The organism is Streptomyces sp. NPDC048504 (assembly GCF_043200035.1).
Taxonomy (GTDB): Bacteria; Actinomycetota; Actinomycetes; order Streptomycetales; family Streptomycetaceae; genus Streptomyces.
In genome coordinates this window covers 47,734-73,259 of record NZ_JBICXA010000014.1, presented here as the reverse complement: position 1 = coordinate 73,259, position 25,526 = coordinate 47,734, and the positions used below count along the sequence as shown (strand labels likewise).

The 25,526-nt window shown below is 71.1% G+C and carries 27 protein-coding genes and 1 pseudogene; 16 read left to right on the top strand and 12 right to left on the bottom strand.

Annotation, left to right across the window (positions count from 1 at the left end; all coding sequences use genetic code 11):
* Positions 1–49 precede the first annotated feature (49 nt).
* From ACGFY9_RS31145 to ACGFY9_RS31120, 6 genes are all read right to left on the bottom strand, one after another.
* Complete coding sequence (locus tag ACGFY9_RS31145; protein ID WP_393759664.1) at positions 50–520, bottom strand: hypothetical protein; 471 nt, start codon at positions 518–520, stop codon at positions 50–52.
* A 65-nt stretch (positions 521–585) separates the two neighbouring features.
* Positions 586–1,524: a hypothetical protein gene (locus ACGFY9_RS31140; RefSeq protein ID WP_393759662.1), complete on the bottom strand. Its 939-nt coding sequence runs from the start codon at positions 1,522–1,524 to the stop codon at positions 586–588.
* Between the two features lie 93 nt (positions 1,525–1,617).
* A complete protein-coding gene (locus ACGFY9_RS31135) occupies positions 1,618–3,177 on the bottom strand; it encodes a protein kinase (protein ID WP_393759660.1) in 1,560 nt (519 codons plus the stop codon).
* On the bottom strand, positions 3,174–3,932 hold the full coding sequence (locus ACGFY9_RS31130; RefSeq protein WP_393759658.1) for an FHA domain-containing protein: 759 nt from the start codon (positions 3,930–3,932) through the stop codon (positions 3,174–3,176). The genes ACGFY9_RS31135 and ACGFY9_RS31130 overlap by 4 nt, the downstream gene beginning before the upstream one ends.
* 97 nt (positions 3,933–4,029) lie before the next feature.
* The gene (locus ACGFY9_RS31125; protein WP_393759656.1) at positions 4,030–4,473 is read right to left on the bottom strand and encodes an ATP-binding protein; all 444 of its coding nucleotides are present in this window, start codon (positions 4,471–4,473) and stop codon (positions 4,030–4,032) included.
* Positions 4,470–4,679: a hypothetical protein gene (locus ACGFY9_RS31120; RefSeq protein ID WP_393759654.1), complete on the bottom strand. Its 210-nt coding sequence runs from the start codon at positions 4,677–4,679 to the stop codon at positions 4,470–4,472. Before ACGFY9_RS31120 ends, ACGFY9_RS31125 begins: the two co-directional genes overlap by 4 nt.
* 109 nt (positions 4,680–4,788) lie before the next feature.
* Between ACGFY9_RS31120 and ACGFY9_RS31115 the strand changes: the two genes are divergently transcribed.
* From ACGFY9_RS31115 to ACGFY9_RS31105, 3 genes and pseudogenes are all read left to right on the top strand, one after another.
* Complete coding sequence (locus ACGFY9_RS31115) at positions 4,789–5,640, top strand: Scr1 family TA system antitoxin-like transcriptional regulator (RefSeq protein ID WP_393759652.1); 852 nt, start codon at positions 4,789–4,791, stop codon at positions 5,638–5,640.
* Complete coding sequence (locus ACGFY9_RS31110; protein ID WP_393759650.1) at positions 5,621–5,815, top strand: DUF397 domain-containing protein; 195 nt, start codon at positions 5,621–5,623, stop codon at positions 5,813–5,815. The genes ACGFY9_RS31115 and ACGFY9_RS31110 overlap by 20 nt, the downstream gene beginning before the upstream one ends.
* Positions 5,816–5,840: 25 nt before the next feature.
* Positions 5,841–6,023 (top strand): annotated as a pseudogene (locus tag ACGFY9_RS31105) (DUF397 domain-containing protein); the annotation flags it as partial.
* A 25-nt stretch (positions 6,024–6,048) separates the two neighbouring features.
* On the opposite strand, the gene ACGFY9_RS31100 reads toward ACGFY9_RS31105, so the two are convergent.
* Together ACGFY9_RS31100 and ACGFY9_RS31095 are read right to left on the bottom strand one after the other, a co-directional pair.
* Positions 6,049–6,363, bottom strand: coding sequence for a barstar family protein (locus tag ACGFY9_RS31100; protein WP_393759648.1), 315 nt, complete (start codon positions 6,361–6,363; stop codon positions 6,049–6,051).
* 102 nt (positions 6,364–6,465) lie between these two features.
* Positions 6,466–7,071, bottom strand: coding sequence for an RDD family protein (locus ACGFY9_RS31095; protein WP_393759646.1), 606 nt, complete (start codon positions 7,069–7,071; stop codon positions 6,466–6,468).
* A gap of 244 nt (positions 7,072–7,315) precedes the next feature.
* Here ACGFY9_RS31095 and ACGFY9_RS31090 point away from each other — a divergent pair, with 244 nt between their 5' ends.
* The 6 genes from ACGFY9_RS31090 (at position 7,316) to ACGFY9_RS31065 (ending at position 13,087) form a co-directional block, all read left to right on the top strand.
* Positions 7,316–8,170 (top strand): bifunctional methylenetetrahydrofolate dehydrogenase/methenyltetrahydrofolate cyclohydrolase, encoded by an 855-nt coding sequence (locus ACGFY9_RS31090; RefSeq protein WP_393759644.1) that lies wholly within the window; start codon positions 7,316–7,318, stop codon positions 8,168–8,170.
* 79 nt (positions 8,171–8,249) lie between these two features.
* Positions 8,250–8,753, top strand: a complete 504-nt coding sequence (locus ACGFY9_RS31085) for a DUF3017 domain-containing protein (RefSeq protein WP_393760014.1) — start codon at positions 8,250–8,252, stop codon at positions 8,751–8,753.
* A gap of 274 nt (positions 8,754–9,027) precedes the next feature.
* Positions 9,028–9,513: a helix-turn-helix domain-containing protein gene (locus ACGFY9_RS31080; protein WP_393759642.1), complete on the top strand. Its 486-nt coding sequence runs from the start codon at positions 9,028–9,030 to the stop codon at positions 9,511–9,513.
* Positions 9,514–9,607: 94 nt separating this feature from the next.
* On the top strand, positions 9,608–10,810 hold the full coding sequence (locus ACGFY9_RS31075) for a DUF2690 domain-containing protein (RefSeq protein WP_393759640.1): 1,203 nt from the start codon (positions 9,608–9,610) through the stop codon (positions 10,808–10,810).
* Positions 10,811–11,155: 345 nt separating this feature from the next.
* On the top strand, positions 11,156–12,145 hold the full coding sequence (locus tag ACGFY9_RS31070) for a malate dehydrogenase (RefSeq protein ID WP_352182070.1): 990 nt from the start codon (positions 11,156–11,158) through the stop codon (positions 12,143–12,145).
* A 153-nt stretch (positions 12,146–12,298) separates the two neighbouring features.
* Positions 12,299–13,087 (top strand): hypothetical protein, encoded by a 789-nt coding sequence (locus ACGFY9_RS31065; RefSeq protein ID WP_393759638.1) that lies wholly within the window; start codon positions 12,299–12,301, stop codon positions 13,085–13,087.
* A 35-nt stretch (positions 13,088–13,122) separates the two neighbouring features.
* Here ACGFY9_RS31065 and ACGFY9_RS31060 read toward each other — a convergent pair whose 3' ends face one another.
* Positions 13,123–13,812, bottom strand: a complete 690-nt coding sequence (locus tag ACGFY9_RS31060; RefSeq protein ID WP_393759636.1) for a siderophore-interacting protein — start codon at positions 13,810–13,812, stop codon at positions 13,123–13,125.
* Positions 13,813–13,933: 121 nt separating this feature from the next.
* On the opposite strand from ACGFY9_RS31060, the gene ACGFY9_RS31055 reads away from it, so the two are divergent.
* Positions 13,934–14,194, top strand: coding sequence for a hypothetical protein (locus ACGFY9_RS31055; RefSeq protein ID WP_393759634.1), 261 nt, complete (start codon positions 13,934–13,936; stop codon positions 14,192–14,194).
* Between the two features lie 200 nt (positions 14,195–14,394).
* Here the strand turns inward: ACGFY9_RS31055 and ACGFY9_RS31050 are convergent, their stop codons facing one another.
* The gene (locus ACGFY9_RS31050) at positions 14,395–15,342 is read right to left on the bottom strand and encodes a GNAT family N-acetyltransferase (RefSeq protein ID WP_393759632.1); all 948 of its coding nucleotides are present in this window, start codon (positions 15,340–15,342) and stop codon (positions 14,395–14,397) included.
* A gap of 199 nt (positions 15,343–15,541) precedes the next feature.
* On the opposite strand from ACGFY9_RS31050, the gene ACGFY9_RS31045 reads away from it, so the two are divergent.
* From ACGFY9_RS31045 to ACGFY9_RS31025, 5 genes are all read left to right on the top strand, one after another.
* On the top strand, positions 15,542–17,068 hold the full coding sequence (locus ACGFY9_RS31045) for an aldehyde dehydrogenase family protein (RefSeq protein WP_393759630.1): 1,527 nt from the start codon (positions 15,542–15,544) through the stop codon (positions 17,066–17,068).
* 146 nt (positions 17,069–17,214) lie between these two features.
* A complete protein-coding gene (locus ACGFY9_RS31040; protein WP_393759628.1) occupies positions 17,215–18,744 on the top strand; it encodes a GMC family oxidoreductase in 1,530 nt (509 codons plus the stop codon).
* Between the two features lie 59 nt (positions 18,745–18,803).
* Positions 18,804–19,871, top strand: coding sequence for a glycine betaine/L-proline ABC transporter ATP-binding protein (locus ACGFY9_RS31035; protein WP_393759626.1), 1,068 nt, complete (start codon positions 18,804–18,806; stop codon positions 19,869–19,871).
* The gene (locus ACGFY9_RS31030; RefSeq protein ID WP_393759624.1) at positions 19,871–21,835 is read left to right on the top strand and encodes an ABC transporter permease; all 1,965 of its coding nucleotides are present in this window, start codon (positions 19,871–19,873) and stop codon (positions 21,833–21,835) included. Before ACGFY9_RS31035 ends, ACGFY9_RS31030 begins: the two co-directional genes overlap by 1 nt.
* Before the next feature lies 1 nt (position 21,836).
* Entirely contained in the window at positions 21,837–22,793 is a 957-nt protein-coding gene (locus ACGFY9_RS31025) for an ABC transporter substrate-binding protein (protein WP_393759622.1), read from the top strand.
* Between the two features lie 6 nt (positions 22,794–22,799).
* Here the strand turns inward: ACGFY9_RS31025 and ACGFY9_RS31020 are convergent, their stop codons facing one another.
* The gene (locus tag ACGFY9_RS31020) at positions 22,800–23,522 is read right to left on the bottom strand and encodes an isocitrate lyase/phosphoenolpyruvate mutase family protein (RefSeq protein WP_393759620.1); all 723 of its coding nucleotides are present in this window, start codon (positions 23,520–23,522) and stop codon (positions 22,800–22,802) included.
* 46 nt (positions 23,523–23,568) lie between these two features.
* Positions 23,569–24,066, bottom strand: coding sequence for a carboxymuconolactone decarboxylase family protein (locus tag ACGFY9_RS31015; protein WP_393759618.1), 498 nt, complete (start codon positions 24,064–24,066; stop codon positions 23,569–23,571).
* Between the two features lie 46 nt (positions 24,067–24,112).
* Here ACGFY9_RS31015 and ACGFY9_RS31010 point away from each other — a divergent pair, with 46 nt between their 5' ends.
* Positions 24,113–25,504, top strand: coding sequence for a PLP-dependent aminotransferase family protein (locus ACGFY9_RS31010; RefSeq protein WP_393759616.1), 1,392 nt, complete (start codon positions 24,113–24,115; stop codon positions 25,502–25,504).
* Positions 25,505–25,526 lie beyond the last annotated feature (22 nt).

The window sequence follows — 25,526 nt, the reverse complement described above, 5'->3', positions numbered from 1 at the left end:
CTCCCGCACAGATCGACCTGTGCGGGAGCCCCGTCGGTTCTGCGGTGGATCAGGTGAGCCAGACCGAGCAGGACGCGGACGTCACCCACTTGTGGGAGCGGATGTTGTTGTCCACGACGAAGCCGTTGCTGAAGTGGTTGTCGGTCAGGTTGTCCGCGAAGTACTCGTTCGGGGACAGGCAGGTGTAACCGCCGCCGTAGCCGGCCAGGTACCAGAACTGGACGACGTCGTTGCCGCCGGTGTAACCGGCGTTCATGACGGACGACGCCCGGTCCCAGACACCGGCGAAGCCGCCGCCGGCCGCGTTCCAGTCGCTGTCGTTGCCGGCTGTGACGCCCAGGAGCGTGCCCTGGCAGTCCAGGCCGTCCCAGGCGTAGACGTTGCCGTTGCGGCCCGGCCACTTGTTGTTGCAGCCGGTCACCTGGGCGCCGGTGTCGGACGCCTGGGCGGCCGTGGCGGGCACGCCGAGCCCCAGGGCGGTGAGGCCGATGACGGCCGCCGCGATGGCGAGTTTGCGCATGGTGGATCCCCCTTGTTTTCGAGTGGGTGGTGCGAATCTGCGGGTATGTGTCGTGCGGGTCCGCGTCAGGCGCGTTGCGGCACGATCCGCACCGCGCGGTCGTACGCCTGCCGCTCAAGGCGCCGGTAGGTGTCCAGCGCCTCGCCGTATCGGCCGGGCAGCCGGTCGACGTAGTACGTCTCCCGGGCCGCGGCCACGGTCTTCAGGGAGGTCGCGCGGGCGCATGTGGCGTCGGCGGCCGCGGTCCTCCGTTCGGTCGCGAACGCCCTGTCCGCGCCGGCGGTGCCCAGGCGGGCGGTGTTCTCCCGCACCGCGTCCCGGGCGGCCTGGGGGTCGGGATAGGAGAGCCCGGCCCGTTTCATGCACCGCGACCAGGCGCTCACGGCGCTGGTCAACTGCCGGTCGCGCAGCAGCTGTTCGTCGTACAGGGCGGGCAGGCCGGTCGCGGTCTTCGAGGCTTGGAACCAGTCGGCGGGGTCGCCGTAGAGCGTCTCCTCGGCCTGCTTCGCGCAGCCGCCGAGGCGGGTGCGGACCTCCTGGCCGCCGCCGGGCAGCCGGGCCGAGAGGATCTGGACGTCGCTGCCGCCGTCGAGCGCCTTGTCGAAGGCTGCCCGGCGTGTGGCGGACAGGCTCTGGCGGTAGGCCGCGATGGGGTTGTGCAGGCGCAGTTGGTCCTGCCGTGCCTCGATGCGGCCGCCGTAGCCGTACTGGCGGGCCCATGCCACGTCGTCCTGCACGTACCGCACCGGCATGCTCTCGCGGAGGGTCAGCGTGCGGTCCTCCCAGTACGCGAACCCGTGGCTGTTCATGCACTGCCGGGTCAGGCGCTGCTGGGCATCGCCGATCCGGAGTTCCTGCTGCCAGGTCAGCGGCCGCGGGCCACTCCGGCCGGCCGCTGTGCCGGCCGGCCCCGGGGTGTCGGAGTCCGGGCCGTGACCGCATCCGGTCACGACGGCCCCCGTCACCGCCAGGGCCGCACACAGCGAAGCGAACGCACGCTTCATGACACGCCCCCGTTTCCCCCTGCCACCCCGTCCGGGGCGGCACTCACACCGTGGGGCACGCAGACCGCGCGGGGTACCTCGGAACTCTCAGGGTCACGTCGCGCCGCGAGGCGTGTACTCCTTGAGGTAGTGCGCGACACGGGCGGCGTAGGCGCGATTCTGCGGGGGAACGCCGCCCGTGTCGTTCACCTTCTTGTACGACGTCCGGTAGGCGGCGGCGATCAGGACGCGGCGGTCGCCGGGCAGGGAGGTCCTCAGCCCGCGATCGATGAAGCACAGGTAGCGGCCCATGGCCGGGATCGACTGGGCCGGGGTCAGGGGCGGGGCCGGGGTCGCCGAGGCCGGGGCGCCGTCGGCGCGGATCCACCAGCGCAGGACGGCCGGTGTCCAGCGGGCGATGCCGTACTCGCCGCCGCCCGGTACGGACGGGTCCGAGAGGTTCGGGTCGAAGTTGCTCTCCGACTTGAGCATCGCCGCGATGAGGGCCGGGGTGACCTCCGGCCGGGGGCACTCGTGGGCCGAGTCGACGATCAGCTTGCGGTACTGGACCGGGACGCCCTTGTCCGTACGGAGTTCGGAGGCGCCGTACGTGGCGGTCGAGCTCTTGGCCTCCGGGGATGCTTCCGTGCCCGTGCCGGCCCAGTGGCTGATGCCGTACCCGGCGGCGGCGACGGCCACCGTGGCGAGCACCGAGCCGACGGTCACGGCGGTCCGGCGGCGCTGCGGCAGCAGGCCGCGCGGCAGCCGGGGCGGGGTGCCCGTGCCGGCCGCCGACTCGACGCGGCGCAGCAGGGCGGCCGTGGAGACGCGGTCGGCGTGGGTGCGGGTGAGGCAGGCGCGGACGATCTCCCGCCAGGCGTCGGGGAGTTCGGGGGAGAGACGTAACTCGTCGGTGCCGGCGGCGTAGGAGGCCGCCGCGTCCCGGCGGGCCGCCGGGGTGGTGCCGGGGAGGGGGAAGGAGTCGGCGAGGACCAGGTGGGACAGGACACCGAAGGCCCAGACGTCCGCGGAGGGGCGGATGCGGCGGCCGCGTTCGTCGATCTCCGACCAGAGGACCTCGGGGGGTGTGTAGTCCGGGGTGGAGAACGCCGGGGTGTACGCGTGCGTGCCCTCCAGTTCGGCCGCCATGTTGAAGTCCGCCAGCCGGGCCGAACCGTCCTTCATCAGCAGGACGTTGGCCGGTTTCAGGTCACCGTGCACCCAGCCCGCGCGATGCAGCTGGGCCAGCCCCTCGCAGATCTGCGCGAGGAGGACGGGGCCGGCGTCGGGGCGCGGGGTGCCGGACAGCAGGGACGCCAGCGATCTCTCCGCCCTCTCCAGTACGAGCACGGTGGCGCCGTCGAGGGCGGGGCGGGACGGGTCGTCGACGGTGCGGGTGTCGTACATCCGGATCAGCCGGGGTCTCTTCAGGCGCCGGTGCAACTCGACCTCGCGCTCGACGAGTTCGCGCAGATGGGCGAGTTGGCGCGGGGTGCCCGTGCCGGTCGGCAGGAACTTCAGGGCGGCCGTGCGGGGGAGGTCCTCGCCGGGTACGTCGGCCGTGCGGCGGGCCTCGTAGACGCTGCCGAACGCGCCCGTGGCGATCGGTGCCCGCACCTCCCAGACGCCGACGCGGTAGCCCCGGGGGACGTCGACGGCGTATGGCTCGGTCACCGCGCTAACCGGCCCGTCGGTGCGGCGGTGAGGACGAGCAGGTCGTCCTCCCGGACGAGGTCGAAGCGGAGCGCCAGCGACACCAGGGACTCCTTCTTGCCGTTCAGGCGCGGGCCCTGGTCCGCCTCGTCCGGGCCGGGCTTCAGGCGCAGCTTCACGGCCAGGTAGTCGATGTTCCACTGGACCGAAGTGCGGGACGCGGCAGGCCAGTTGGGGCGCAGCCGGTCGACGACCTGGTCGACCGTCGGCAGCGGGGCGTGCGGTTCGCCGCGCAACCGGGGTTCGCACAGGGCGGCGAGGACCGCGAAGTACCGCTTGGTGCGGTCGACGGAGAAGGCGGGCGCCGTGGTCTCGCCGACAGCGTTGTCGCCACCGGCCTCCGCGCGGAGGTAGTCGTGGCGGGGCGCCCACACCTCGATGGGCAGCAGGTCACCGGCCGCGGGCAGCACGATCCGCGAGAACTCGAAAGGCACCGGGGCGTCCAGCCGCCCCGGCCCGACCTTGATGTGCTCGCCCGCCCCCTCCGGGTTCTCGACCACGTACGTCTGCTCCCGGCTGAGGTTGCTGAGCGTCCAGAACGCGCCCTGGGCGCCGATCTCACCTGCCCTGCGCGACACACCCTCGTGCGCGATCGGCAGGTCGGCGCCGCACCCGGCCCGTCCGAAGGTGAGCCGCTCACCGGGGGCGAGCCGGTGCTGGGTGCGGTTTCGCTCGTCCTCCGAGGTGGGCGGAGGTACCACGACGATGCTGTACAAGGTGCGTCTCCCCGTGCCCGACAGCTACCCATGTCAGGGTAGGGCGACGTACCGGGCCGGTGTCCCCCTTCTGCGGGCGAGAGGCGGGGCGTGGCGCTTATTGGCGCGAAGTGTTCAGTGGGGCGGGGTGGGGGTGGGGGTTGGAGTCGGGGGTGAAGCCAGGGGTGAAATCGGGCTCGGGCGGGGGCAGTTCGCACCACACGGTCTTGCCCTCCGGCCCCTGCTCCACGCCCCACCGCGTCGCGAGCGCGTCGAGCAGCATGAGCCCGCGGCCGTTCTCGTCGTCGGGCCCGGCCGCGCGTACGACGAGCCAGGCGTACGGCTCCGGGTCCGTGACGGCGACACGGGTACGGCCGTCGGCGCCGGTCACCGTCAGGGTCACCGGGGTGCCCTCGCCCAGGTGCTTGATCGCGTTGGTCAGTAACTCGCTGACACAGAGCTGGACTTCGGGACACGGGACGCCGAGATGTTCGCGTACGGCACGGCGGGCCTCCGGCACGACCGTGGGTACGGCGAGGAGTTCGAGGACGAGCGGAGTCACCGGCCGGCCGCCTTGAGGAGGGCGGTGGTGAGGGCCCTGGCGGTGTCGAGGTTGCAGTTCCCGAGTTCGACGAGTGGGGGGCCGTAGGTCTGGACGACGGAGGGGAGATCGAGGCCGAGGGAGGGCAGGATGATCCCGTTCGCCTTCAACGCGGCCTGGAGTTCGGCCACTTCGCTGGTGGCCTTGTGGGAGTAGGGGCTGCTCATTGCCGTACGCCTCTCTCTGTGACGAAGTGCTCACACAGTGACGCGGAATCTCGTACCGTGACAGTGGTTTGGGTTGCACCCGGGAACTGGCAAAAGGCGGTGGTGAGTTGTGCCCCCACGCAAGGACACCGACGCGTCGGCGAATGTGCCTTCCTTCTACGGCGCGGAGTTGCGCTTCAAAAGGGAACAGGCGGGCCTGACGCTCGAACAGTTGGCGGAGGGAAGCTTTCGGGGCATCCCGTTCCTGAGCCTGATCGAGCGGGGTGAGCGGCGCATGCCGTTGGATCTCGCCAAGCACGTGGACAAGCGGCTGGGTACGGACGGCTTTTTCGAGCGGCGTTGTGAAGACGCGCGGAAGGCGAGGCGGTCGGGGCATGCGGAGTACTTCGCGGATGTCGCGGAGTTGGAAACGTACGCGGACTCAATTGAGGACTGGGCCCCGATGCTCATCCCCGGACTGCTGCAAACAGAGAGTTACGCCAGGGCAGTTGTCCGCACCTCGCTGCCCTGGCTGCCGCCAGAAACCGTGGAGAAGCAGGTCACGGCTCGCTTGGACCGCGCGAAGCTCTGGGAACGGGACGAGCGTCCATCGTTCTGGGTAGTGCTCCACGAGTCGCTGATCCGCAAACCGCTGCTGCCGTCCCAGGAGATGGCGGTCCAACTGGAGCACATCGGGCAGGTGATCAACGGTAATCAGGGCGTTTTACAGATCCTGCCGGAAACGGCGGCGGCCCACCCGTTCATGATGGGCATGATCCGGACCATGACCTTCCCGGACGCGCCGCCCGTGGTGTACACGGAGGGCCTGCACAGCGGTCAACTGATCGACTATCCAGCCCTCGTGAAGGACTACCGCAGGTCGTACGATCTGCTCAGGGCCGCGGCGCTACCGCCAGACGCGTCCCTGACCATGATCGAGCAAGCGGCAGAGGACTACCGAAATGGCAAGCACCGAGCATGACTTGAGCTGGCGTAAGAGCACCTACAGCAACGGTTCTGGCGGCGAATGCCTCGAAGTCCGCGACGACCTCCCCGGCTTCGTCCCCGTGCGGGATTCCAAGGTCCCGTACGGCCCCGCCCTCCTCCTCCCCGCCACTGCCTGGGCACCCTTTGTCGACTGGGCCGGTACTGCCTAGCCGTCCACCTTGGAGGATCACGGAAATGGCAAGCACAGGGCCTGACTTGAGCACCGCCCTCTGGCGCGCGAGCAGCTACAGCAACAGCAGCGGCGGTGACTGCGTCGAGGTCCGCGACGACCTCCCCGGCCTCGTCCCCGTCCGTGACTCCAAGGTCCCGGACGGTTCGGCGCTGCTCATCCCCGCCTCCGCGTGGGCGCCCTTCGTCGACTGGGCCGGGACCGCCTGGCCGTCTACCTCGACGGCTGGGTCGGCTCGTGAACGACCAGTCTCGACTGGTGCCCCGCGAACGCGCGGCGCAGTGCGCGGGCCTCGCGGTTCGGGTCGGCGAAGATTCCCTGTTCGTCCACGTGGATGACCAGGATGTCGTAGCTGTCGATGACCTCGGAGATGCCTCGGGTCTGGATCGTGTCCGCCCAGGCATCCGTGTTCCGGCCGAACCACTGCGGCAACCCGCAGGGTTCGGTGACGGCGTCCCAGAAGTCGTCGAGCGTCATGATCGGCCGGCCCCTCAGGTCGACCACCAACTCCGATTCCGTCTTCACCATCTCGCACTGCCCCACTTCGATGAAGTGCCGCGACCGTAACGCCGCCGGGGCCGTGTCACCACGTAGTGACACGGCCCCGGGGCGAACACCCGAACCGGCGAATTACTGCGTGCGGATCACGATCGAACCGCAGACCTTGTCCGCGAACGTCTGGCGCTTCGCGTCCCACGCCGGCCACAGCCAGCCCAGGTAGCACGCGAGGCTGTCGAGGAAGTGGGCGAGGCGGCGGACGAAGGCCATGCCGACACCGAGGGGCTGGCCGTCGCTCTCGCGGACCAGGCGGATGCCCAGCGCCTGCTTGCCGACGGTCTGGCCGGTGCGGCCCTCGCGGATCAGCTGCCAGATGGCGACGCCGATGATGGCGATGCCGCCGATCGCCAGCAGCACGCCCTTGCCCTGGCTCACGATGACCAGGATGTACGGCACGAGGAAGACGAGCATGTCGACGAGGGTGCCGAGGAAGCGCTGGCCCCAGTTCGCGTACGGCGGGGTCGCGCCGTAACCCGCCTGCTGGTAACCGGGGTAGCCCGGCTGCTGCGGGTAGCCGTAGCCCTGCTGCGGCGGGACACCCTGGGGCGCGCCCTGCGGGTAGCCGTAGCCCGGCTGGCCCTGGGGCTGGCCGTACCCGGGCTGGCCCTGCGGCTGGCCGTAGCCCGGCTGGGGGTTCTGCTGTGGTTGCCCGTAGGGGTTGTTCGGGTCGTAACTCATGGCCGGTTTTCCTCCGTTGGCAATGCGGGGACGATGCGGATCGCGCGGAGGAATGTCACATGATGAGCGGCTTGCCCCCCAACACCTACCGCAGTACTGCGGCGTTCATCGTTCTAGCCGACGCTGGATTTTGTCCAGCGGCATTCCATAGGTGTTGTGTAAGTGCAACATCAGTGATCATGGCGATACACCCGGGGTGTACCCGGATTGGAACCAGGAGGGCGTCATCCGCGAGGATGGGTCCATGACCGCCCAGATTCTCGATGGCAAGGCCACCGCAGCCGCGATCAAGTCCGATCTGACCGCCCGCGTGGCGGCGCTGAAGGAGAAGGGCGTCACGCCCGGCCTCGGCACGATCCTGGTCGGGGACGACCCCGGCAGCCAGAAGTACGTCGCCGGCAAGCACCGGGACTGCGCCCAGGTGGGCATCGCGTCCATCCAGCGCGAGCTGCCCGCCACCGCCTCGCAGGAGGAGATCGAGGCGGTCGTGCGCGAGCTGAACGAGGACCCTGCCTGCACCGGGTACATCGTCCAACTGCCGCTCCCCAAGGGCATCGACGAGAACCGCATCCTCGAACTCATGGACCCGGACAAGGACGCCGACGGCCTCCACCCGATGAACCTCGGCCGGCTCGTCCTCAACGAGCCCGCCCCCCTGCCCTGCACCCCGAACGGCGTCCTCACCCTGCTGCGCCGCTACGGCGTGGAGATCAAGGGCGCCGAGGTCGTGGTCGTCGGCCGCGGTGTCACCATCGGCCGTCCCATGCCGCTCCTCCTCACCCGGCGCAGCGAGAACGCCACCGTGACCCAGTGCCACACCGGCACCCGCGACCTCTCCTCGCACCTCAAGCGCGCCGACATCATCGTCGCCGCCGCCGGTTCCGCCCACCTGATCCGCCCCGAGGACGTGAAGCCGGGCGCCGCCGTCCTCGACGTCGGCGTCTCCCGCAACGCCGACGGCAAGATCGTGGGCGACGTCCACCCGGGCGTCGCCGAGGTCGCCGGCTTCGTCTCCCCGAACCCCGGCGGAGTCGGCCCGATGACCCGCGCCCAGCTGCTCGTCAACGTGGTCGAGGCGGCCGAGCGCAGTGTCGCCTGAGAGCCCTGAAAGCCCTGCGAACCCTGCGAACAAGGACCCCGGTCCAGGTAAGGGTGTGGATGCCGTGGATGACACCGAGGTGACGGACCCCGGTACGAGCGCGGACGCCGTAGCCGCCGTAGCTCCTGCGGACGACGACATCGAGGTCACGGACCCGGTCAGCGCGCCCGACGCCGACGGGCACCCGCGCCGCGCCACCCGCCGCTTCCCCCTCTTCACCCGGGACACCGCCCGCCCCGAGGGCGGCGGCCGGGCCGCCCCGCGCGACGCCCCGGCCCCGGCCCGCCAGTGGCCGATCCTCGCCATCCTCGGCACGGTCGGCCTCGGCCTCCTGCTGACCGCCTTCGACGTCTTCCGCTACGGCATCCTGCTGATCGGTGCCGCGCTGCTGGCCGGCGCCGTCCTGCGCTGGGTCATGCCGGACGTCGGCATGCTCGCCGTACGCTCCCGCTTCACCGACATCGTCACCTACGGCGTGCTCGGCCTCGCGATCGTCCTGCTGGCGCTGATGGCGCAGCCGAAGCCGTGGCTGACGATCCCGTATCTGAAGGACACGCTCCACTACACGGTCAACAGCAACTAGCGGCCAGCAGCCGGTAACGGGCGCGTGGCGCCCGGCAGTTCGCCACACACGACGGCGGCCCGTCCTCTCCCCCGAGCAAGGACGCGCCGCCGTCTGCGTTCACCGTGACGCCCGGTGGGGTCCCGCTCAATACCTGTCAGTGCGCTGTGGCAGGGAGGTGACCGTTTCGCTACGCGCTCCGTACCGCCCGGCGACGAGGGAACCGTTCCCCTTCCGGTGTCGTCATTTCGCTCGGAGCGGGCGCAAGGGGACACCGAGGACACCGGGGGGTGCGATGGGCGGCTGGCAGCCGCTGCCGGACGAACTCCCGGCGGAGGTACGGCACTTCGTGGAGCAGCTGCGCCTCCTCAAGGACCGCACCGGGCTGAGCCTGGTGGCGCTCGGCGCACGCACCGCGTACAGCAAGTCCTCCTGGCACCGCTATCTCAACGCCACCCAGCCCCCGCCCCGGCAGGCCGTCCTCGCGCTGTGCCGGGTGGCCGGCGCCGACCCCGAACGCATCGGCGTGCGCTGGGAGCTGGCGGTCCAGGCCTGGCCCCGGCAGGAGACGGTTCAGGAGAAGACCGGGGGAGGGGACGGATTCCCCGCGGACGAGTACCGGGAGGATCCGACCCTGCCGTGGTGGGACACCCCGCCGGAGAAGCCGGGGAACGGGCGGGGGCAGCCCGGCGGACGGCTGCTCCGGTACGCGTTGGTGCTGTTGCTTCTCCTGCTCATCACTGCTGTCGTGGGAGTCGTGGTCCTTGTGTCGATGTATTGACAAGTTTGCGGATATGCAACGAAGCCGACCAACAACCGCGTTAGCGTGGGCAATTCAGGGCAGAGGGGGGAAAGCAATGCCTCGTTGGAGGGCCTTGCCGGATGAACTCGATCCGCAGGTCAGGGAGTTCGCGAGCCAGTTGCGCAGGCTCGTCGACCGCAGCGGCCTGAGCATCGCGGCGGTGGCCGACCGCACGGGCTACAGCAAGACGTCCTGGGACCGCTATCTCAACGGCCGGCTTCTCGCACCGAAGGGCGCGATCATCGCCCTGGCCGAGGTCACCGGCACCAATCCCGTTCATCTGACCACGATGTGGGAGCTCGCCGAGCGTTCCTGGAGCCGCTCGGAGATGCGGCACGACATGACCATGGAGGCGATCCGGGTCTCCCAGGCGCGCGCCGCGCTGGGCGAGTTCGGAGCGCCCCCGGCGAACGCGCCGAGCGCCAAGGCGCAGGGCGGCAAGACGGCCCGCAAGGGTGGCGGCAGTGCCACCGCGACCCCGGGGATCGCGGGCCCGGCGGGAGTGTCCCCGACGGTACCGCCGCGGCCGGCGGCGCCCGACGGCGACGTACGGGAAAGCGCTGCGAAGGACGTGAAGGAAGGTCCGTCGAACGTCGCCAACTCCTGGGGGATCGCCGGGTATTCGGGACCGAAGCAGTCCGGTGGCGGTATCGGTGGCGGCTCCGGTGCCGGGGCGGCGGGCGTGAAGCCCGAGCCCGAGGTACCCGAGGCGCCGGTTCCGTACGGCGAACCCTCGCAGCCGTCCCGGCCCGCGCCGCGCGCCGGTGTGGGCGGTGCCAAGCGCCGGGCACTCATGTTCGGCGCCGGGGTCCTCGGGGTGCTGGTCGTGATCGCGGCCGTGTTCCTGTTCACGAACAACGGCGGCGGGGAGAAGAAGGCCGGGGCCACGCACACCTCGGCGTCGGCGTCCGCCAGTACGAACCCCGATCTGCCGGCCGGAGTGAAGTGCGTGGGCGCCGGCTGCACCGGCAAGGACGCCGAGGCGATGGGCTGCACGACGGAGGCGGGCGCGGTGACCACCGCAAAGACCGCGACCGTCGGTACGACCGTCGTCGAGGTCCGCTACAGCAAGACGTGCAGTGCCGCCTGGGGCCGTATCACCACGGGGGTGGCGGGGGACTCCGTGCAGGTCAGCGCGGGGACCGTCAAGGAGACCGACAGCATCACGGCGAACGATGACGCCATCGCCTACACCCCGATGGTGGCCGTGAAGGACGCCGGCGAGGCGAAGGCCTGCGTGACGCTGGCGTCGGGGCAGAAGGGGTGCACCACCTAGGTGCACCACCTGGAGGAGCCCAGGTTGCGAGGATCTGTGGGGATTCTGTGAACGTGCGGAATGCGCGCTCCGGATCGGGGCAGGCGGACAGTACCCCCACGGGAGTCCGGACACCCGGTGCCCCCACGGCGGTCGTCCGGTGTTCCTCTCCCGAGCCGGACGGCCGCCTTTTCCGCGTCCGGCTCCCGGCTCTGTGGGGTGGGCCACACGGACCCGGGAGTCCGGGATCGCGGATGCGCGATAGCCTGACCGGTGGATCTCTCGACGCCAAGAGATCGATCATTTGTACGTCCCGCACCCCGGGGCAGTGCCGCCCCACCGCCAGCTGTCATAACGGAGAACGCCATGACCCGCACTCCCGTGAACGTCACCGTCACCGGCGCGGCCGGCCAGATCGGTTACGCCCTGCTCTTCCGCATCGCCTCCGGCCAGCTGCTCGGCGCGGACGTGCCGGTCAAGCTGCGTCTCCTGGAGATCACCCCGGCGCTCAAGGCCGCCGAGGGCACGGCGATGGAGCTCGACGACTGCGCCTTCCCGCTCCTCCAGGGCATCGACATCACGGACGACCCGAACGTCGCCTTCGCCGGCGCGAACGTCGCCCTCCTCGTGGGCGCCCGCCCCCGCACCAAGGGCATGGAGCGCGGCGACCTGCTCTCCGCCAACGGCGGCATCTTCAAGCCGCAGGGCAAGGCCATCAACGACAACGCCGCGGACGACATCAAGGTCCTCGTCGTCGGCAACCCGGCCAACACGAACGCGCTCATCGCGCAGGCCGCCGCCCCGGACGTACCGGCCGACCGCTTCACCGCGATGACCCGCCTGGACCACAACCGCGCGCTGACCCAGCTCGCGAAGAAGACGGGCACCACGGTCGCCGACATCAAGCGCCTGACCATCTGGGGCAACCACTCCGCCACCCAGTACCCCGACATCTTCCACGCCACGGTCGCCGGCAAGAACGCCGCCGAGACGGTGAACGACGAGAAGTGGCTGGCCGAGGACTTCATCCCGACCGTCGCCAAGCGCGGCGCCGCGATCATCGAGGCGCGTGGCGCGTCCTCCGCGGCCTCCGCCGCCAACGCCGCCATCGACCACGTCCACACCTGGGTCAACGGCACTGCGGACGGCGACTGGACCTCCATGGGCATCCCGTCGGACGGTTCCTACGGCGTCCCCGAGGGCCTCATCTCCTCCTTCCCGGTCACCACGAAGGACGGCGTCTACGAGATCGTCCAGGGCCTGGACATCAACGAGTTCTCCCGCGCCCGCATCGACGCGTCGGTGAAGGAGCTGGAGGAGGAGCGCGAGGCGGTCCGCTCCCTCGGCCTCATCTGAGTCGCTTGATCCGAGCCACCTGCGGGCCGTCCTCGACGGCTCTGTCACGGGCTTGCGCGGGCCCTGTTCCGGTTACTGCCGGAGCGGGGCCCGTTCCCTTTTTCGTCGCTACGGTCTGAAGCAGTACGTGGTGGGTGATTCGGGGGGTTCGTGATGGCTGGTTGGGATGGCTCCGGCTACGGGGGCTTCGGTGCCGAGCGCGGTCCGAGCGAGGAGCGGGGACAGGCGGCCTGGGCGGTGTGGTCCACGGCGGAGACACAGACCTCGCTGACCCCGCCGGCGTGGGTGTCACCACCGGCTCCCGTCCCGGTTCCAACTCCCGCGCCTGCGCCCGCTTCCGGCCGTCGCGCCTGGAAGCTGGTCCTCGCGGTGGCGCTCGCGGTCGTGCTGGGCGCGGGTGCCGGGGGCGGGGTCTGGTACGTCACGCATGGGCGCGGCACGCACAACCACGTGGACGCGAGCGGGAGTTCGAGGGCGACCGGGCCCGGATCGTCGTACCGCACCGCCCAGGACCCCAGCGGCTACACGGTCGACGTCCCCAAGGGCTGGACCCGTAGCCAACGGCAGGGCGCGAAGGCCCCGGTGGTCACCTACGACTCCCCGGACGGCACCCGCCGCCTGCAGATCTTCCGCGTCTCGGAGAACTCCCCTGCCGAGTCCCTGGACCTCGCCGAGAACGACCCCGGCTACGGCTTCGCCCGGCAGCCCGGTTACCAGGTCATCGGCCGTGCCACCGGCGCGAGTTGGGCCGAACTCACCTACCGCTACGACGACCAGGGCACGGGTGCCCGCCGGGTGATCGACCACCGTTTCGAGGCGGCGGGCGGCTCGTTCTACGCGGTCCGGTCCAGTGGCCCCGAGTCTCTCGATCCCGCGCTGGTCAGGGGACCGCTCACCGCGGCGGTGGATTCCTTCTGCCCGGCGGGCGCGAACTGCCGGTAGGCGGGCGTGAACTGCCGGTGGGCGGGGGCGGGTTCCTACTCCATCCCCCGCTTACCCGGCGCCCAGAACGGCTTCGTGAGGACCGAGCGCCGGTCCCAGCCCAACTCCCTTACGAGCACCTGCCGGACCTGCTGCACGGTACGGGCCTCCCCGGCGACGTACGCGATGCCGCCGGGCTCGGGGGCGAGGTGTTGTACGGCGTCCGGGAGTGAAGTCCCGCCCCTGGTCAGCCAGTTGAGGCGCTCGGAGTGGGCCAACGGCAGCCGGTCCGCCTCCGACTCCGTCTCGACGCAACCGGAGATCCGCGCCCCCTCGGGCAGTGCGGCCAGCATCGCGCCGAAGGCGACCGAGGCCGTCTCCTCGCCGACGAAGAGGTGGTGGGAGGCGTCGGGGCGGAGGGTGAAGGTGCCCTCGGGCTTCCGCAGGCGCACCTGCTCGCCGATGCCGACGCTCTTTCCCCAACGGCCCCCGGGTCCCCCCTCGGTGTGGTCCAGCACGCACAACTCGACGGCGCCGGAAGGGTCGTAGCGCCAGATGGAGTACGTACGCAGGGTCAGGCCGGTGACCAGGACGCGGACCTGTTGGCCGGGGTGGACGTCGAGTCCGGCGAGTGCGTCGCTCTCGATGCGGAGGCGGCGCATGCGGGCGGTGATGGGTTCGGCGGTGGTGACGGTGGCTCGGAGGGTGACCAGGTCGAGGACGGGAGTCAGGAGGGCGGACGGCACAGGGGCTCCTCAACTGGGGTGCACACGTGGGGAGTTGGCGATCAGGAGTGGCGGGCTGGACGCGATAGTACGCGTTTCTCGTCGGGGACGCGATAGTGCGTGTAGTGGTCGTACGTTCGCGGTGTCCGACGATCACGACCCCGGTGGCCGCGAGGACGAGCAGGGCGACCGTGCGCAGCGCCGGGCCCATACCGTGGGCGAGGTCGGGGTGGGCGGCCAGGATCGTGCCGGTGACCGCGACGCCGAGGGCGCGCCGAGCTCGCGCGCCGAGGTGCCGAGACCGGAACCGAGCCCCGTCTGGTGCGGCGGGAGCGAGGTGACCACGCCGACCGTCAGCGCGGGCATGGCCCCGTCGACACCGACCTCGCCGAACTGGGCCTGAAACGCCAGGTGGTGGGCACGGTCGGCACCTTCCCCGCCTCGCTCTTCGTGGGGCGCGACACGGACCTGGTCGGCATGATCAGCCTCTGGAGCGTGTCCATCGCCCACTCCCTGGGCCTGGTCACCTCCGACGTGCCGCTCCAACTCCCCGTCCTGCGCCTGGCTACGCGACCGCGTGAGGACGTTGCTGGCGCAGGAATGTCAACGAGCCCCGTCCAGCCGCTTCTCGAACCAGTGATCGGCGTAGACATGGTCCACATAGGCCGGAATCTCCGCGTACCCGCACGCCCGGTACATCGCCTGCGCCTCCGTCAGCGCCGCATGCGTGTCCAGCCGCACGACGGTGAAGTCGTGCTCCACGGCGGCCAGTTCGAGCTCCGCGAGGATGCGGCGGGCGAGGCCGAGGCGGCGGGCGTCTGGGTGCACCCAGACGTGCCGGATCTCGCCGACCCCCGGCTCCAGGGTCCGCAGCGCCCCGCAGGCGACGGGCCGCCCCTCCTCGTACGCGACGAAGAACGCGCCCGCGTCCCCGGTGACCTCCTCCGGCCGTACGAGATCCGTCTTGTCGAAGCCCTCGGGGAAACGGGCGTCGATGTCGGCGGCGTAGGCGTCAAGGCAGGCGCGGGCGTCCTCGGCGGCGCCGTCGACGAGGGTGATCGTGATGCCGGCGAGGCGGAGGAGGCGTCGGGTGGTCGCCAACGCGTCGGTCAGTTCGGTGCGTTGGGGTGCGGTGAGGGTGGCGAGGAGACCGGCGGCGAGCGCGTTGGCGCGGCGGTGCTGCTCCTTGACCTCGACGCGGCCGGCGTCGGTCAGCTCGATCAGACGCAGCCGGGTGTCGTGCGGCGGCACGGTCAGCCGCACCAGCCCCTGCGCCTCCAGCGACTTCGCCATGCGGCTCAGGTAGCCCGCGTCCAGGGCGAGTCGGCCGCGCAGTTCGCGCAGGGAGACGCCGTCGCCGATCTCGAAGAGCAGCCGGGCCTCGCCGAGGGGGCGGTCCTGGCCGAGGTAGTGGTCGTCGAGGGCGCCGATGCGGCGGGTGAAGTAGCGGTTGAAGTGCCGGAAGGCGGCGACGTCCTCCGCGCTCACCGGTGCCGGTGCCGGCACCCGTGTCTGTGCCGGTGCGGGTGTCGGTTCCGTGACTGGCTCCATAGTTCTTTGACTCTAGTCAAAGGAATCGGAGGAGTCCATGGTCGTGATGCGGCTTTTGGCCCCCTGTTCAGTGACTCGGCCCACTTTCGGCCATGGATTGCGCATGCATACGGACGTCCCGGGCAGGCGCTCGCAGTCCCCGAGAGTGACAGTTAGGTGACGCTGGGGCGCTGAACAGGAACGGAAGGCAATACCGATCATGGCCGACAACACGGAACAGCAGGCGGGGAAGACCATTCACGCGGGCGGGGACTGGCTCGAAGCGGTCTCCGGCGCCACGCGCGAAATCATCGACCCCGCGGACGCGCTGCCGTTCGCCGTGGTCGCGGAGGGTGACGAGAAGGACACGGACATAGCCGTCGCCGCCGCCCGTGCCGCCTTCGACGGCGGTCAGGGGGCCTGGCCGCGCACGCCCGTCACCGAGCGCGCCGCCCTGCTGCGCCGCGTCGCCGACCTCCTCGTGCGCGACCGCGAGGAGCTCGGCCTGCTGGAGAGCCGGGACGCGGGCAAGACCGTGGAAGAAGGCCGGGTCGACATCGACTGTGTCGCCGACGCCTTCCGCTACTTCGCCGACCTCGTCGCCGCCGAGGCCCCAGGCCGGGTCGTCGACGCGGGCACGCCCGAGGTGCACAGCGTCGTCGTGCACGAGCCCGTCGGCGTCTGCGCGCTGATCACCCCCTGGAACTACCCGCTGCTCCAGGCGAGTTGGAAGATCGCGCCCGCCCTCGCGGCCGGCAACACCTTCGTCGTCAAGCCCAGCGAGATCACCCCGCTGACGACGATCGCCCTGATCGACCTGCTCGTCGAGGCCGGCCTGCCGAGCGGTGTCGCCAACATCGTCACCGGGCCCGGTCACTCGGTCGGCGCCCGGCTCGCCGAGCACCCCGACGTCGACCTCGTCTCCTTCACCGGCGGCCTCATCAGCGGCACCAAGGTGGCACAGGCCGCCGCCGTGACCGTCAAGAAAGTCGCCCTCGAACTCGGCGGCAAGAACCCCAACGTCGTCTTCGCCGACGCCTGCGCCACCGAGGAAGGCTTCGACGCTGCCGTCGACCAGGCCCTCAACGCGGCCTTCATCCACAGCGGCCAGGTCTGCTCCGCGGGCTCCCGCCTCATCGTCGAGGAGACCGTCCGCGAGCGCTTCGTCGCCGAACTCGCCCGCCGCGCCGAGAAGATCCGCCTCGGCCGCGGCACCGAGGACGGCGTCGAGTGCGGCCCCCTCGTCTCCGAACAGCAGCGCGCCAAGACCGAGTCGTACGTCGCCGCCGCCCTCGCCGAGGGCGCGGTGCTGCGCTCCGGCGGCAAGCGCCCCGAGCCGGCCGCGACCCGGCCCGCCACCGGCTACTTCTACGAGCCGACCGTCCTCGACCAGTGCCACCGCGAGATGACCGTCGTACGCGAAGAGGTCTTCGGACCGGTCCTCACCGTCGAGACCTTCCGCACCGAGGACGAGGCGGTCGCGCTCGCCAACGACACCGAGTACGGCCTCGCGGGCGCCGTCTGGACCGCCGACGCGGGCCGCGCGCGCCGCGTCGCCGGACGGCTGCGGCACGGCACCGTCTGGATCAACGACTTCCACCCCTACCTCCCGCAGGCGGAGTGGGGCGGCTTCGGAAAGAGCGGTGTGGGCCGGGAACTCGGCCCCGCCGGACTCGCCGAATACCGCGAGGCCAAGCACGTCTACCAGAACCTGGCGCCGAAGCCGGTGCGCTGGTTCGCGGGCTGAGCCCCGCGGCCGGCCGAGCCGGTTCGCAGGCCGGCCTCCCCGGTCGGCCGCGCCGGTTCGCAGGTGCCCCCGTCCTCCGGCCCGCTTCGCGGATCGACCCCGCTCGTCCCCTTCGACCCCCAGCCCCCACTGGAGTGAGTACCCCCATGCCCGACAACGAGTACGACTATGACTACGTCGTCATCGGCGGCGGCACCGCAGGATCCGTCATCGCCTCCCGCCTCACCGAGAACCCCGACGTCACCGTCGCCGTCATCGAAGGCGGCCCCAGCGACGTCGGCCGCGAGGACGTACTGACCCTGCGCCGCTGGATGGGCCTCCTCGGCGGCGAGCTGGACTACGACTACCCGACCACCGAACAGCCGCGCGGCAACTCCCACATCCGGCACAGCCGCGCCCGCGTCCTCGGCGGCTGCTCCTCGCACAACACCCTCATCGCCTTCAAGCCGCTGCCGTCCGACTGGGACGAGTGGGAGGCGGCCGGCGCCAAGGGCTGGGGCGCGATCTCGATGGAGGCGTACTACGCCCGCCTCCTCAACAACATCGTCCCCGTCGACGAGAAGGACCGGAACGCCATCGCCCGCGACTTCGTCGACGCTGCCCAGGAGGCGCTCGGCGTCCCGCGCGTCGAGGGCTTCAACAAGGCACCCTTCACCGACGGCGTCGGCTTCTTCGACCTCGCCTACCACCCCGAGAACAACAAGCGGTCCAGCGCGTCCGTCGCGTATCTCCACCCGGTGATGGACGAGCGCCCCAATCTCCGTATCTTCCTTGAGACTTGGGCATACCGGCTGGAGCTGAACGGCACCCGTGCGGAAGGCGTCCACGTCCGCACCAAGGACGGCGAGGAACTCCTCGTCCGCGCCCGCCGCGAGGTCGTCCTGTGCGCCGGCGCCGTCGACTCCCCGCGGCTGCTCCTGCACTCGGGCATCGGCCCCCGCAAGGACCTCGAAGCGCTCGGCATCCCCGTCGCCGTCGACCTCCCGGGCGTCGGCGAGAACCTCCTCGACCACCCCGAGTCGGTGATCGTCTGGGAGACCAACGGGCCGATCCCGGAGAACTCCGCGATGGACTCCGACGCGGGCCTGTTCGTGCGCCGCGACCCCCAGCACCAGGGCCCGGACCTGATGTTCCACTTCTACCAGGTTCCCTTCACGGACAACCCCGAGCGCCTCGGCTACGAACGCCCCGAGTTCGGCGTCTCCATGACCCCGAACATCCCCAAGCCGAAGAGCCGCGGCCGCCTGTACCTGGAGAGCGCCGACCCGGCCGTCAAACCCGCCCTGGACTTCCGGTACTTCACCGACGAGGACGACTACGACGGCCGCACCCTCGTCGACGGCATCCGCATCGCCCGCGAGATCGCGAAGACCGAACCACTCGCCGGCTGGCTGAAGCGGGAGGTGTGCCCCGGCCCGGAGATCCTCGGCGACGCGGAACTCAGCGAGTACGCCCGCAAGGTCGCCCACACCGTCTACCACCCGGCCGGCACCTGCCGCATGGGCGCCGACACCGACGAACTGGCCGTGGTCGACCCCGGGTTGAGGGTCCGCGGCCTGGACGGCATCCGGATCGCCGATGCCTCCGTCTTCCCGACCATGCCCGCCGTGAACCCGATGATCGGGGTGCTCATGGTCGGCGAGAGGGCTGTCGACCTGATCGGAGGTGGTGCGTGATGAGTACCCTCAGTACGCCCAACGGCCTTGGTACGCCCGGAAGTTCCACGAACACGAGCATGAGCACGGGTACCTCCGGTGACCCCGTGTTCTCGGTGGACGGCCTCTGGAAGGTCTTCGGCCCGAAGGCCGACCAGGTCCCCGCCGACCCCGAACTCACCGCCCTGGACGCCGCCGAGCTGCGTACCCGCACCGGCTGCACCGCCGCCGTCCGCGACGTCTCCTTCGACGTCCGCAAGGGCGAGGTCTTCGTGGTGATGGGCCTGTCCGGCTCCGGCAAGTCCACCCTGGTCCGCTGTCTCACCCGCCTCATCGAACCCACCGCGGGCACCATCGCCATCGACGGCGAGGACGTCCGCGCCATGGACAAGTCCCGGCTGCGCGAACTCCGCCGCCACCGCGCCGCGATGGTCTTCCAGCACTTCGGCCTCCTCCCGCACCGCACGGTCCTCGACAACGTCGCCTACGGCCTGGAGATCCAGGGCGTCGGCAAGGCAGAGCGCCGCCGCCGGGCCGCCGAGGTCGTCACCAAGGTCGGCCTGGAAGGCATGGAGCAGCGCCGCCCCGGCCAGCTCTCCGGCGGCCAGCGCCAACGCGTCGGCCTCGCCCGGGCGTTGGCGGTCGACCCCCAGGTCCTCCTGTTCGACGAGCCGTTCAGCGCGCTCGACCCGCTGATCCGGCGCGACATGCAGGAGGAGGTCGTCCGGCTGCACCGCGAGGAGGGCCGCACGATGGTCTTCATCACCCACGACCTGAACGAGGCGCTGAAGCTCGGCGACCGCATCGCCCTGATGCGCGACGGCCGCATCGTCCAGCTCGGCACCCCCGAGGAGATCGTCGGCTCACCCGCCGACGACTACGTCCGCGAGTTCGTACGCGACGTCCCGCACGCGGACGTCATGACCGTCCGTACGGCGATGCGCCCAGGAGACTGCGGAGGCCGGGAACACCCCGGTGCGCTCGCGGCCGACGCGGTCGTCGCCGAGGCGATCAAGGTCGTGTCCCGCAGCGGAAAGCCCGCCTGCGTCGTCGAGGACGGCCGCTGTCTGGGCGTGGTCGACCACGCACGGCTGCTGGACGTCGTGGCGGGGGCGGAGCTCGCCGATATCGGCAAGGAGGCGGTCTGATGGCAACGGTCACCGCACCCGCCCCCCGCCTCGCCCTCCCCGGAATCCTCCGGCACCGGGCCGCGCACAAGCTCCTGCTGCTCGCGCTCGCCGCCGCGGTCCTCGTACCGCTCGCCAACGCGCACTGGGCCAGCGGGAGTTGGCCGCACGCACTCACCGTCGACCTGTCCGGTCCGCTCGGCCGGGCCAACGACTGGATCATCGACAACCGCGACAGCTCCCCGCTGTTCCTCTACTTCTTCGGCTACATCAGCAACGCCGTCGTCCTCTCCGTACGCGCCGTCTACCTGGTCCTGCTCGCCGCGGGCTGGGCGGGCGTCACCGCGTTCGGCGCCCTCGTCGCCTGGCGGGTGGCGGGCGTACGGCTCGCGATCGGGACGGGCGTCGCCTTCCTCGCCTGCGGTCTGCTCGGCATGTGGGTGCCGACCATGCAGACCCTCGCCCTGATGGTGGTCGCGGTACTCACCTCGGTCGTCGTGGGCGCGCTGCTCGGCCTGGCCGGCGGCCTCTCCGAGCGGACCGACCGCGCGCTGCGCCCGGTCCTGGACACCATGCAGGTGCTCCCGGCCTTCGCCTACCTCCTCCCCGTGGTCCTGGTCTTCGGCATCGGCGTGCCCGCCGCCGTCCTCGCCACCGTCGTCTACGCCGCCCCGCCCATGGCCCGCCTCACCGCGCTCGGCCTGCGCAACGCCGACCCGGAGGTCCTCGAAGCCGTCGAGTCCCTGGGCGCCACCGGACGCCAACGCCTGTTGACCGCACGGCTCCCGCTGGCCCGCAGGCAACTCCTCCTCGGCCTCAACCAGACGATCATGATGGCCCTCTCCATGGCCGTCATCGCCTCCGTCATCGGCGCCGGAGGCCTCGGCGACCGCGTCTACCAGGCCCTCGCCTCCGTGGACGTCGGCGCCGCCCTGGCCGCCGGCATCCCGATCGTGCTCCTGGCCGTCGTACTGGACCGCGTCACCGCGGCCGCGGGCGAACAGTCCGAGCAGACCGACGAGTCCGCGGGGGAGCCGGGGTCGGGCCTCCGCCCGTGGCTGTACGCACTCGGCGCCACCGTCGCCGTGGCGGTCGCCGCCCGTCTCGCCGGCGCCCTGGACTGGCCATCCGGCTGGACCCTGGACATCGCCGAACCGGTGAACCGGGTCGTCGACTGGATGACCGCCCACCTCTACTCCGGCGTCCCCTACCTCGGCGGCACCGCCGACTGGGCCGGCCACTTCACCACCTGGGTCCTGGACCCCGTACGCGACGGACTGCAGTGGCTGCCCTGGTGGTCGGTGCTGCTGATCGTCGCCGCCCTCGCCTGGGTGATCGGCACCTGGCGCACCGCGCTCACCGCCGTCCTCGCCATGGCCGCGATCGGCGTGCTCGGGGTGTGGAAGCCGTCGCTGGACACGCTGTCTCAGGTGCTGGCCGCCGTGGCCGTCACCCTCGTCCTCGGCTTCGCGACCGGCATCGCCGCCGCCCGCAGCGACCGCTTCGAACGGGCCCTGCGCCCCGTCCTCGACGTCTGCCAGACGATGCCGCAGTTCGTGTACCTGATCCCGGTCGTCGCCCTCTTCGGCGTCGGCCGCGCCCCCGCCGTCGCGGCGGCCGTCGTCTACGCCCTCCCCGCGGTCGTCCGCATCACCACGCAGGGCCTGCGCCAGGTCGACCCGGCCGCCCTGGAGTCGGCCCGCTCGCTCGGCGCGACCAGCGCCCAGCAGCTGCGGCAGATCCAACTCCCGCTCGCCCGCCCGGCGTTGATGCTCGCCGTCAACCAGGGCGTGGTCCTCGTCCTCGCCGTCGTCATCATCGGCGGCCTGGTCGGCGGCGGCGCCCTCGGCTACGACGCCGTGTTCGGCCTCGCCCAGGGCGACCTGGCGACCGGACTCGTTGCGGGCGCCGCGATCGTCTGCCTCGGCCTGATGCTCGACCGGGTGACCCAGCCGACGCAACGCCGCACCAAGAAGGGAGCGTGACATGCGAGTTCGTACGGCTTATGCAGTGGCCGCGGTGACGTCCCTCGCCCTGCTCTCGGGCTGTGGCGCCGCCGACATGACCAAGCAGGCCTCGCCCTTCGCCAACGCGCAGGGCGCCAAGACCGTGACCCTCTCCGTCCAGTCCTGGGTGGGCGCACAGGCCAACGTGGCCGTCGCGCAGTACCTGTTGGAGCACAAGCTCGGCTACCGCGTCGACACCGTCCAGGTCGACGAGGTCCCCGCGTGGGACGCGCTCAGTCAGGGCCGGGTCGACGCGATCCTGGAGGACTGGGGCCACCCCGACCAGGAGAAGCGCTACGTCGACGACAAGAAGACGATCACGCGGGCGGGCGGCCTCGGGGTGACCGGGCACATCGGCTGGTACGTCCCGACCTACCTGGTCAAGCAGCACCCGGACATCACGAACTGGAAGAACCTCAACAAGTACTCCTCGCTGTTCCGCACCGCCGAGAGCGGCAGCAAGGGCCAGTTGATGGACGGCTCGCCCTCCTACGTCACCAACGACAAGGCCCTGGTGACGAACCTGAAGCTCAACTACCAGGTGGTGTTCGCCGGTTCGGAGGCCGCGCAGATCACCCAGATGAAGCAGTTCGCCAAGGAGAAGAAGCCCTTCCTCACCTACTGGTACGCCCCCCAGTGGCTCTTCAAGAAGGTCCCCATGACGGAGGTCGAACTCCCCGCCTACAAGGAGGGTTGCGACGCCGACGCCGCCAAGGTCGCCTGCGCCTACCCCCACACCCCGCTGCAGAAGTACCTCAACACGGACTTCGCCAAGCGCGGCGGCAAGGCGGCGGCCTTCCTGAAGAAGTTCACGTGGACGACCGAGGACCAGAACGAGGTCTCCCTGATGATCGCCGACCAGAAACTGTCCCCGGCCGACGCCGCGAAGAAGTGGGTGGACAGCCACCCCTCCACCTGGAAGGCCTGGCTGTCCTGACCCCGCTCACCGCTTCAGCTCCACGGCCCTCTCCTTGAGCGCGAGTGCCGCCCAGCGCTGGAGCCCCGGCCCGAACGTGATGCGCGTGGCCCCGAGTTCACCGAGTGCGGTGGGCGAGGGGCCCTCGCCTTCCAGCCGCGCGAGCACGTTGACCGGCCCCTGGATACCGGACCGCAGCAACGGCAGCACATCCGCCGGAGCCATGATCGGATAGACGCAGTCGGCGCCCGCCGCGACGTACAACGCGGCCCGCTCGATGGCCCGTTCGGGGTTCCCGTCACCGTGCAGGAAGGTGTCGACGCGCGCGTTGACGAACAACCGCTCCGCCGCCACCGCCCGCACCTCGGCCAGCCAGTCCGCGTGCCGCCGCGGGTCCTTGAGCACACCGCCGTCGGAGTCCTCAAGGTTGCACCCCACCGCCCCCGCCTCCAGCAGCCGCTCCACCAGCTCCTTCGGCGCGAGCCCGTACCCGCCCTCGACATCCGCCGACACCGGCACGTCCACGGCCCGCACGATCCGGGCGACCGCCGCGAACATCTCGTCCGCCGGCGTCGCCCCGTCCTCGTACCCGAGCGAGGCGGCCACCCCGGCGCTGGGCGTGGCGAGCGCCGTGAACCCGGCCTCCACGAACACCCGCGCACTCACCGCGTCCCAGGGCCCGGGCAGCACCAGCGGATCACCGGGCAGCCGCCGCCGATGCAGACTCCGGAACAGCTCGACCTTGCTCACGGCCGACACCCCCGGACTTCACGGCCCAACACCCGTGCGGGCGACGTCACTTGAACTGTCCCGCCTTGTAGTGCCCCGGCACCATCCGCGTGCTCACCCCGAACCGGTTCCACGCGTTGATCACCGTGATCGCGGCGATCAGCTGAGCCAGCTCGGCCTCCTCGAACTGCTCGGCCGCCCGCGCGTACACCTCGTCCGGCACAAAACCGTCCGTGATGACGGTGACCGCCTCGGTCAGCTCGATCGCCGCCAGCTCCTTCTCGGTGTAGAAGTGCCGCGACTCCTCCCACGCGCCGAGCTGAATGATCCGCTCCACACTCTCGCCCGCCGCGAGCGCGTCCTTGGTGTGCATGTCGAGGCAGTACGCGCAGTGGTTGAGCTGCGAGGCGCGGATCTTCACCAGTTCCAGCAGCTTCGGGTCGAGGCCCCGCCGGGCGGCGATGTCGAGACGGACCATCGCCTTGTAGACCTCGGGCGCATGCTCGGCCCAGTTCAGGCGGGGGCTGTGCTCGTGGGCGTAAGGAGTTTCCTGTGCTGTGGTCATGTCTCGACTCTAGAAGTCAGGCAGCCCAGGAGTATGGTCCATTTCCATGGCGAAATCTTGGGCCACTTACGGCGTCGACCTGCATGTCGAACCGACCGCCACCAGCACCGGCGTCCGCCGCGGCCTCACGGACGCCCTGCGCGACGCCGTCCGCACCGGCCGCCTCGCCCCCGGCACCCGGCTGCCCTCCTCCCGCTCCCTCGCCACCGACCTGGGCATCGCCCGCAACACGGTCGCCGACGCGTACGCCGACCTGGTCGCCGAGGGCTGGCTCACCGCCCGCCAGGGCTCAGGTACCCGCGTCGCCGAACGCGCCATCGTCCCGCCTACGGACACGACCCCGCCCCGCCGCCTCCGCAACAGCCCCACCTACGACCTCGTCCCCGGCACCCCCGACCTCGCCGCCTTCCCTCGCACCGAGTGGCTCAAGGCCGCCCGCCGCGCCCTCACCAACGCCCCCTACCAGGCCCTCGGCTACGGCGACCCACGCGGCCGCGTCGAACTCCGCACCGCCCTCGCCGCCTACCTCTCCCGCGCCCGCGGCGTACGCGCCGACCCCGAGCACATCCTGATCAGCGCGGGCATCTCCAGCGGCCTGCGCCTCCTCGGCGCCGTCCTGCGCACCCGCGGCGCCCACACGATCGCGGTGGAGTCCTACGGCCTCGCCGTCCACTGGCAGATCCTGAACGAGGCCGGCCTGCGCACCCGCCCGCTCCCCCTCGACGAACTGGGCACGAACCCAGGCCAGTTGACGGACGAAGCGGCGGTCCTCCTGACCCCCGCCCACCAGTTCCCCATGGGCGTCCCCCTCCACCACGACCGCCGCTCCGCCGCCGTCGACTGGGCCCGACGCACCGGCAGCCTGGTCCTGGAGGACGACTACGACGGCGAGTTCCGCTACGACCGCCAGCCCATCGGCGCCCTCCAGGGCCTCGACCCGAACCACGTCGTCTACCTCGGCACCGCCAGCAAGTCCCTCGCCCCCGGCCTCCGCCTCGCCTGGATGGTCCTGCCCCCCTCACTGATGGAGGAGGTCGCGCAGGCGAAGGGCGGCATCGACACCTGCGGCGTCCTGGACCAGCTGACCCTCGCCGAGTTCATCACCTCCGGCGCCTACGACCGCCACGTCCGCGCCGCCCGCCTGCGCTACCGCCGCCGCCGCGACACCCTGGTCGACGCCCTCGCCCAGCACGCCCCCGACGTCCACGTCACCGGCATCGCGGCCGGCTTCCACGCCGTCCTGAGCCTCCCGCCCGGCACCGAACAGTCCGTGGTCCAAGCCGCCGCCTGGCAGGGCCTTGCCCTCCACTCCCTGTCCTTCTACCGCCACGAACAGGCCCTCGCCGACCCACTGGACGCCCTGGTGGTGGGCTACGGCACGCCGCCGGACCATGCGTGGGCGGGGGCGGTGGAGGCGCTGTGCAGGGTGCTGCCGTGACCTACGCCGCCGTCTTCCCCTG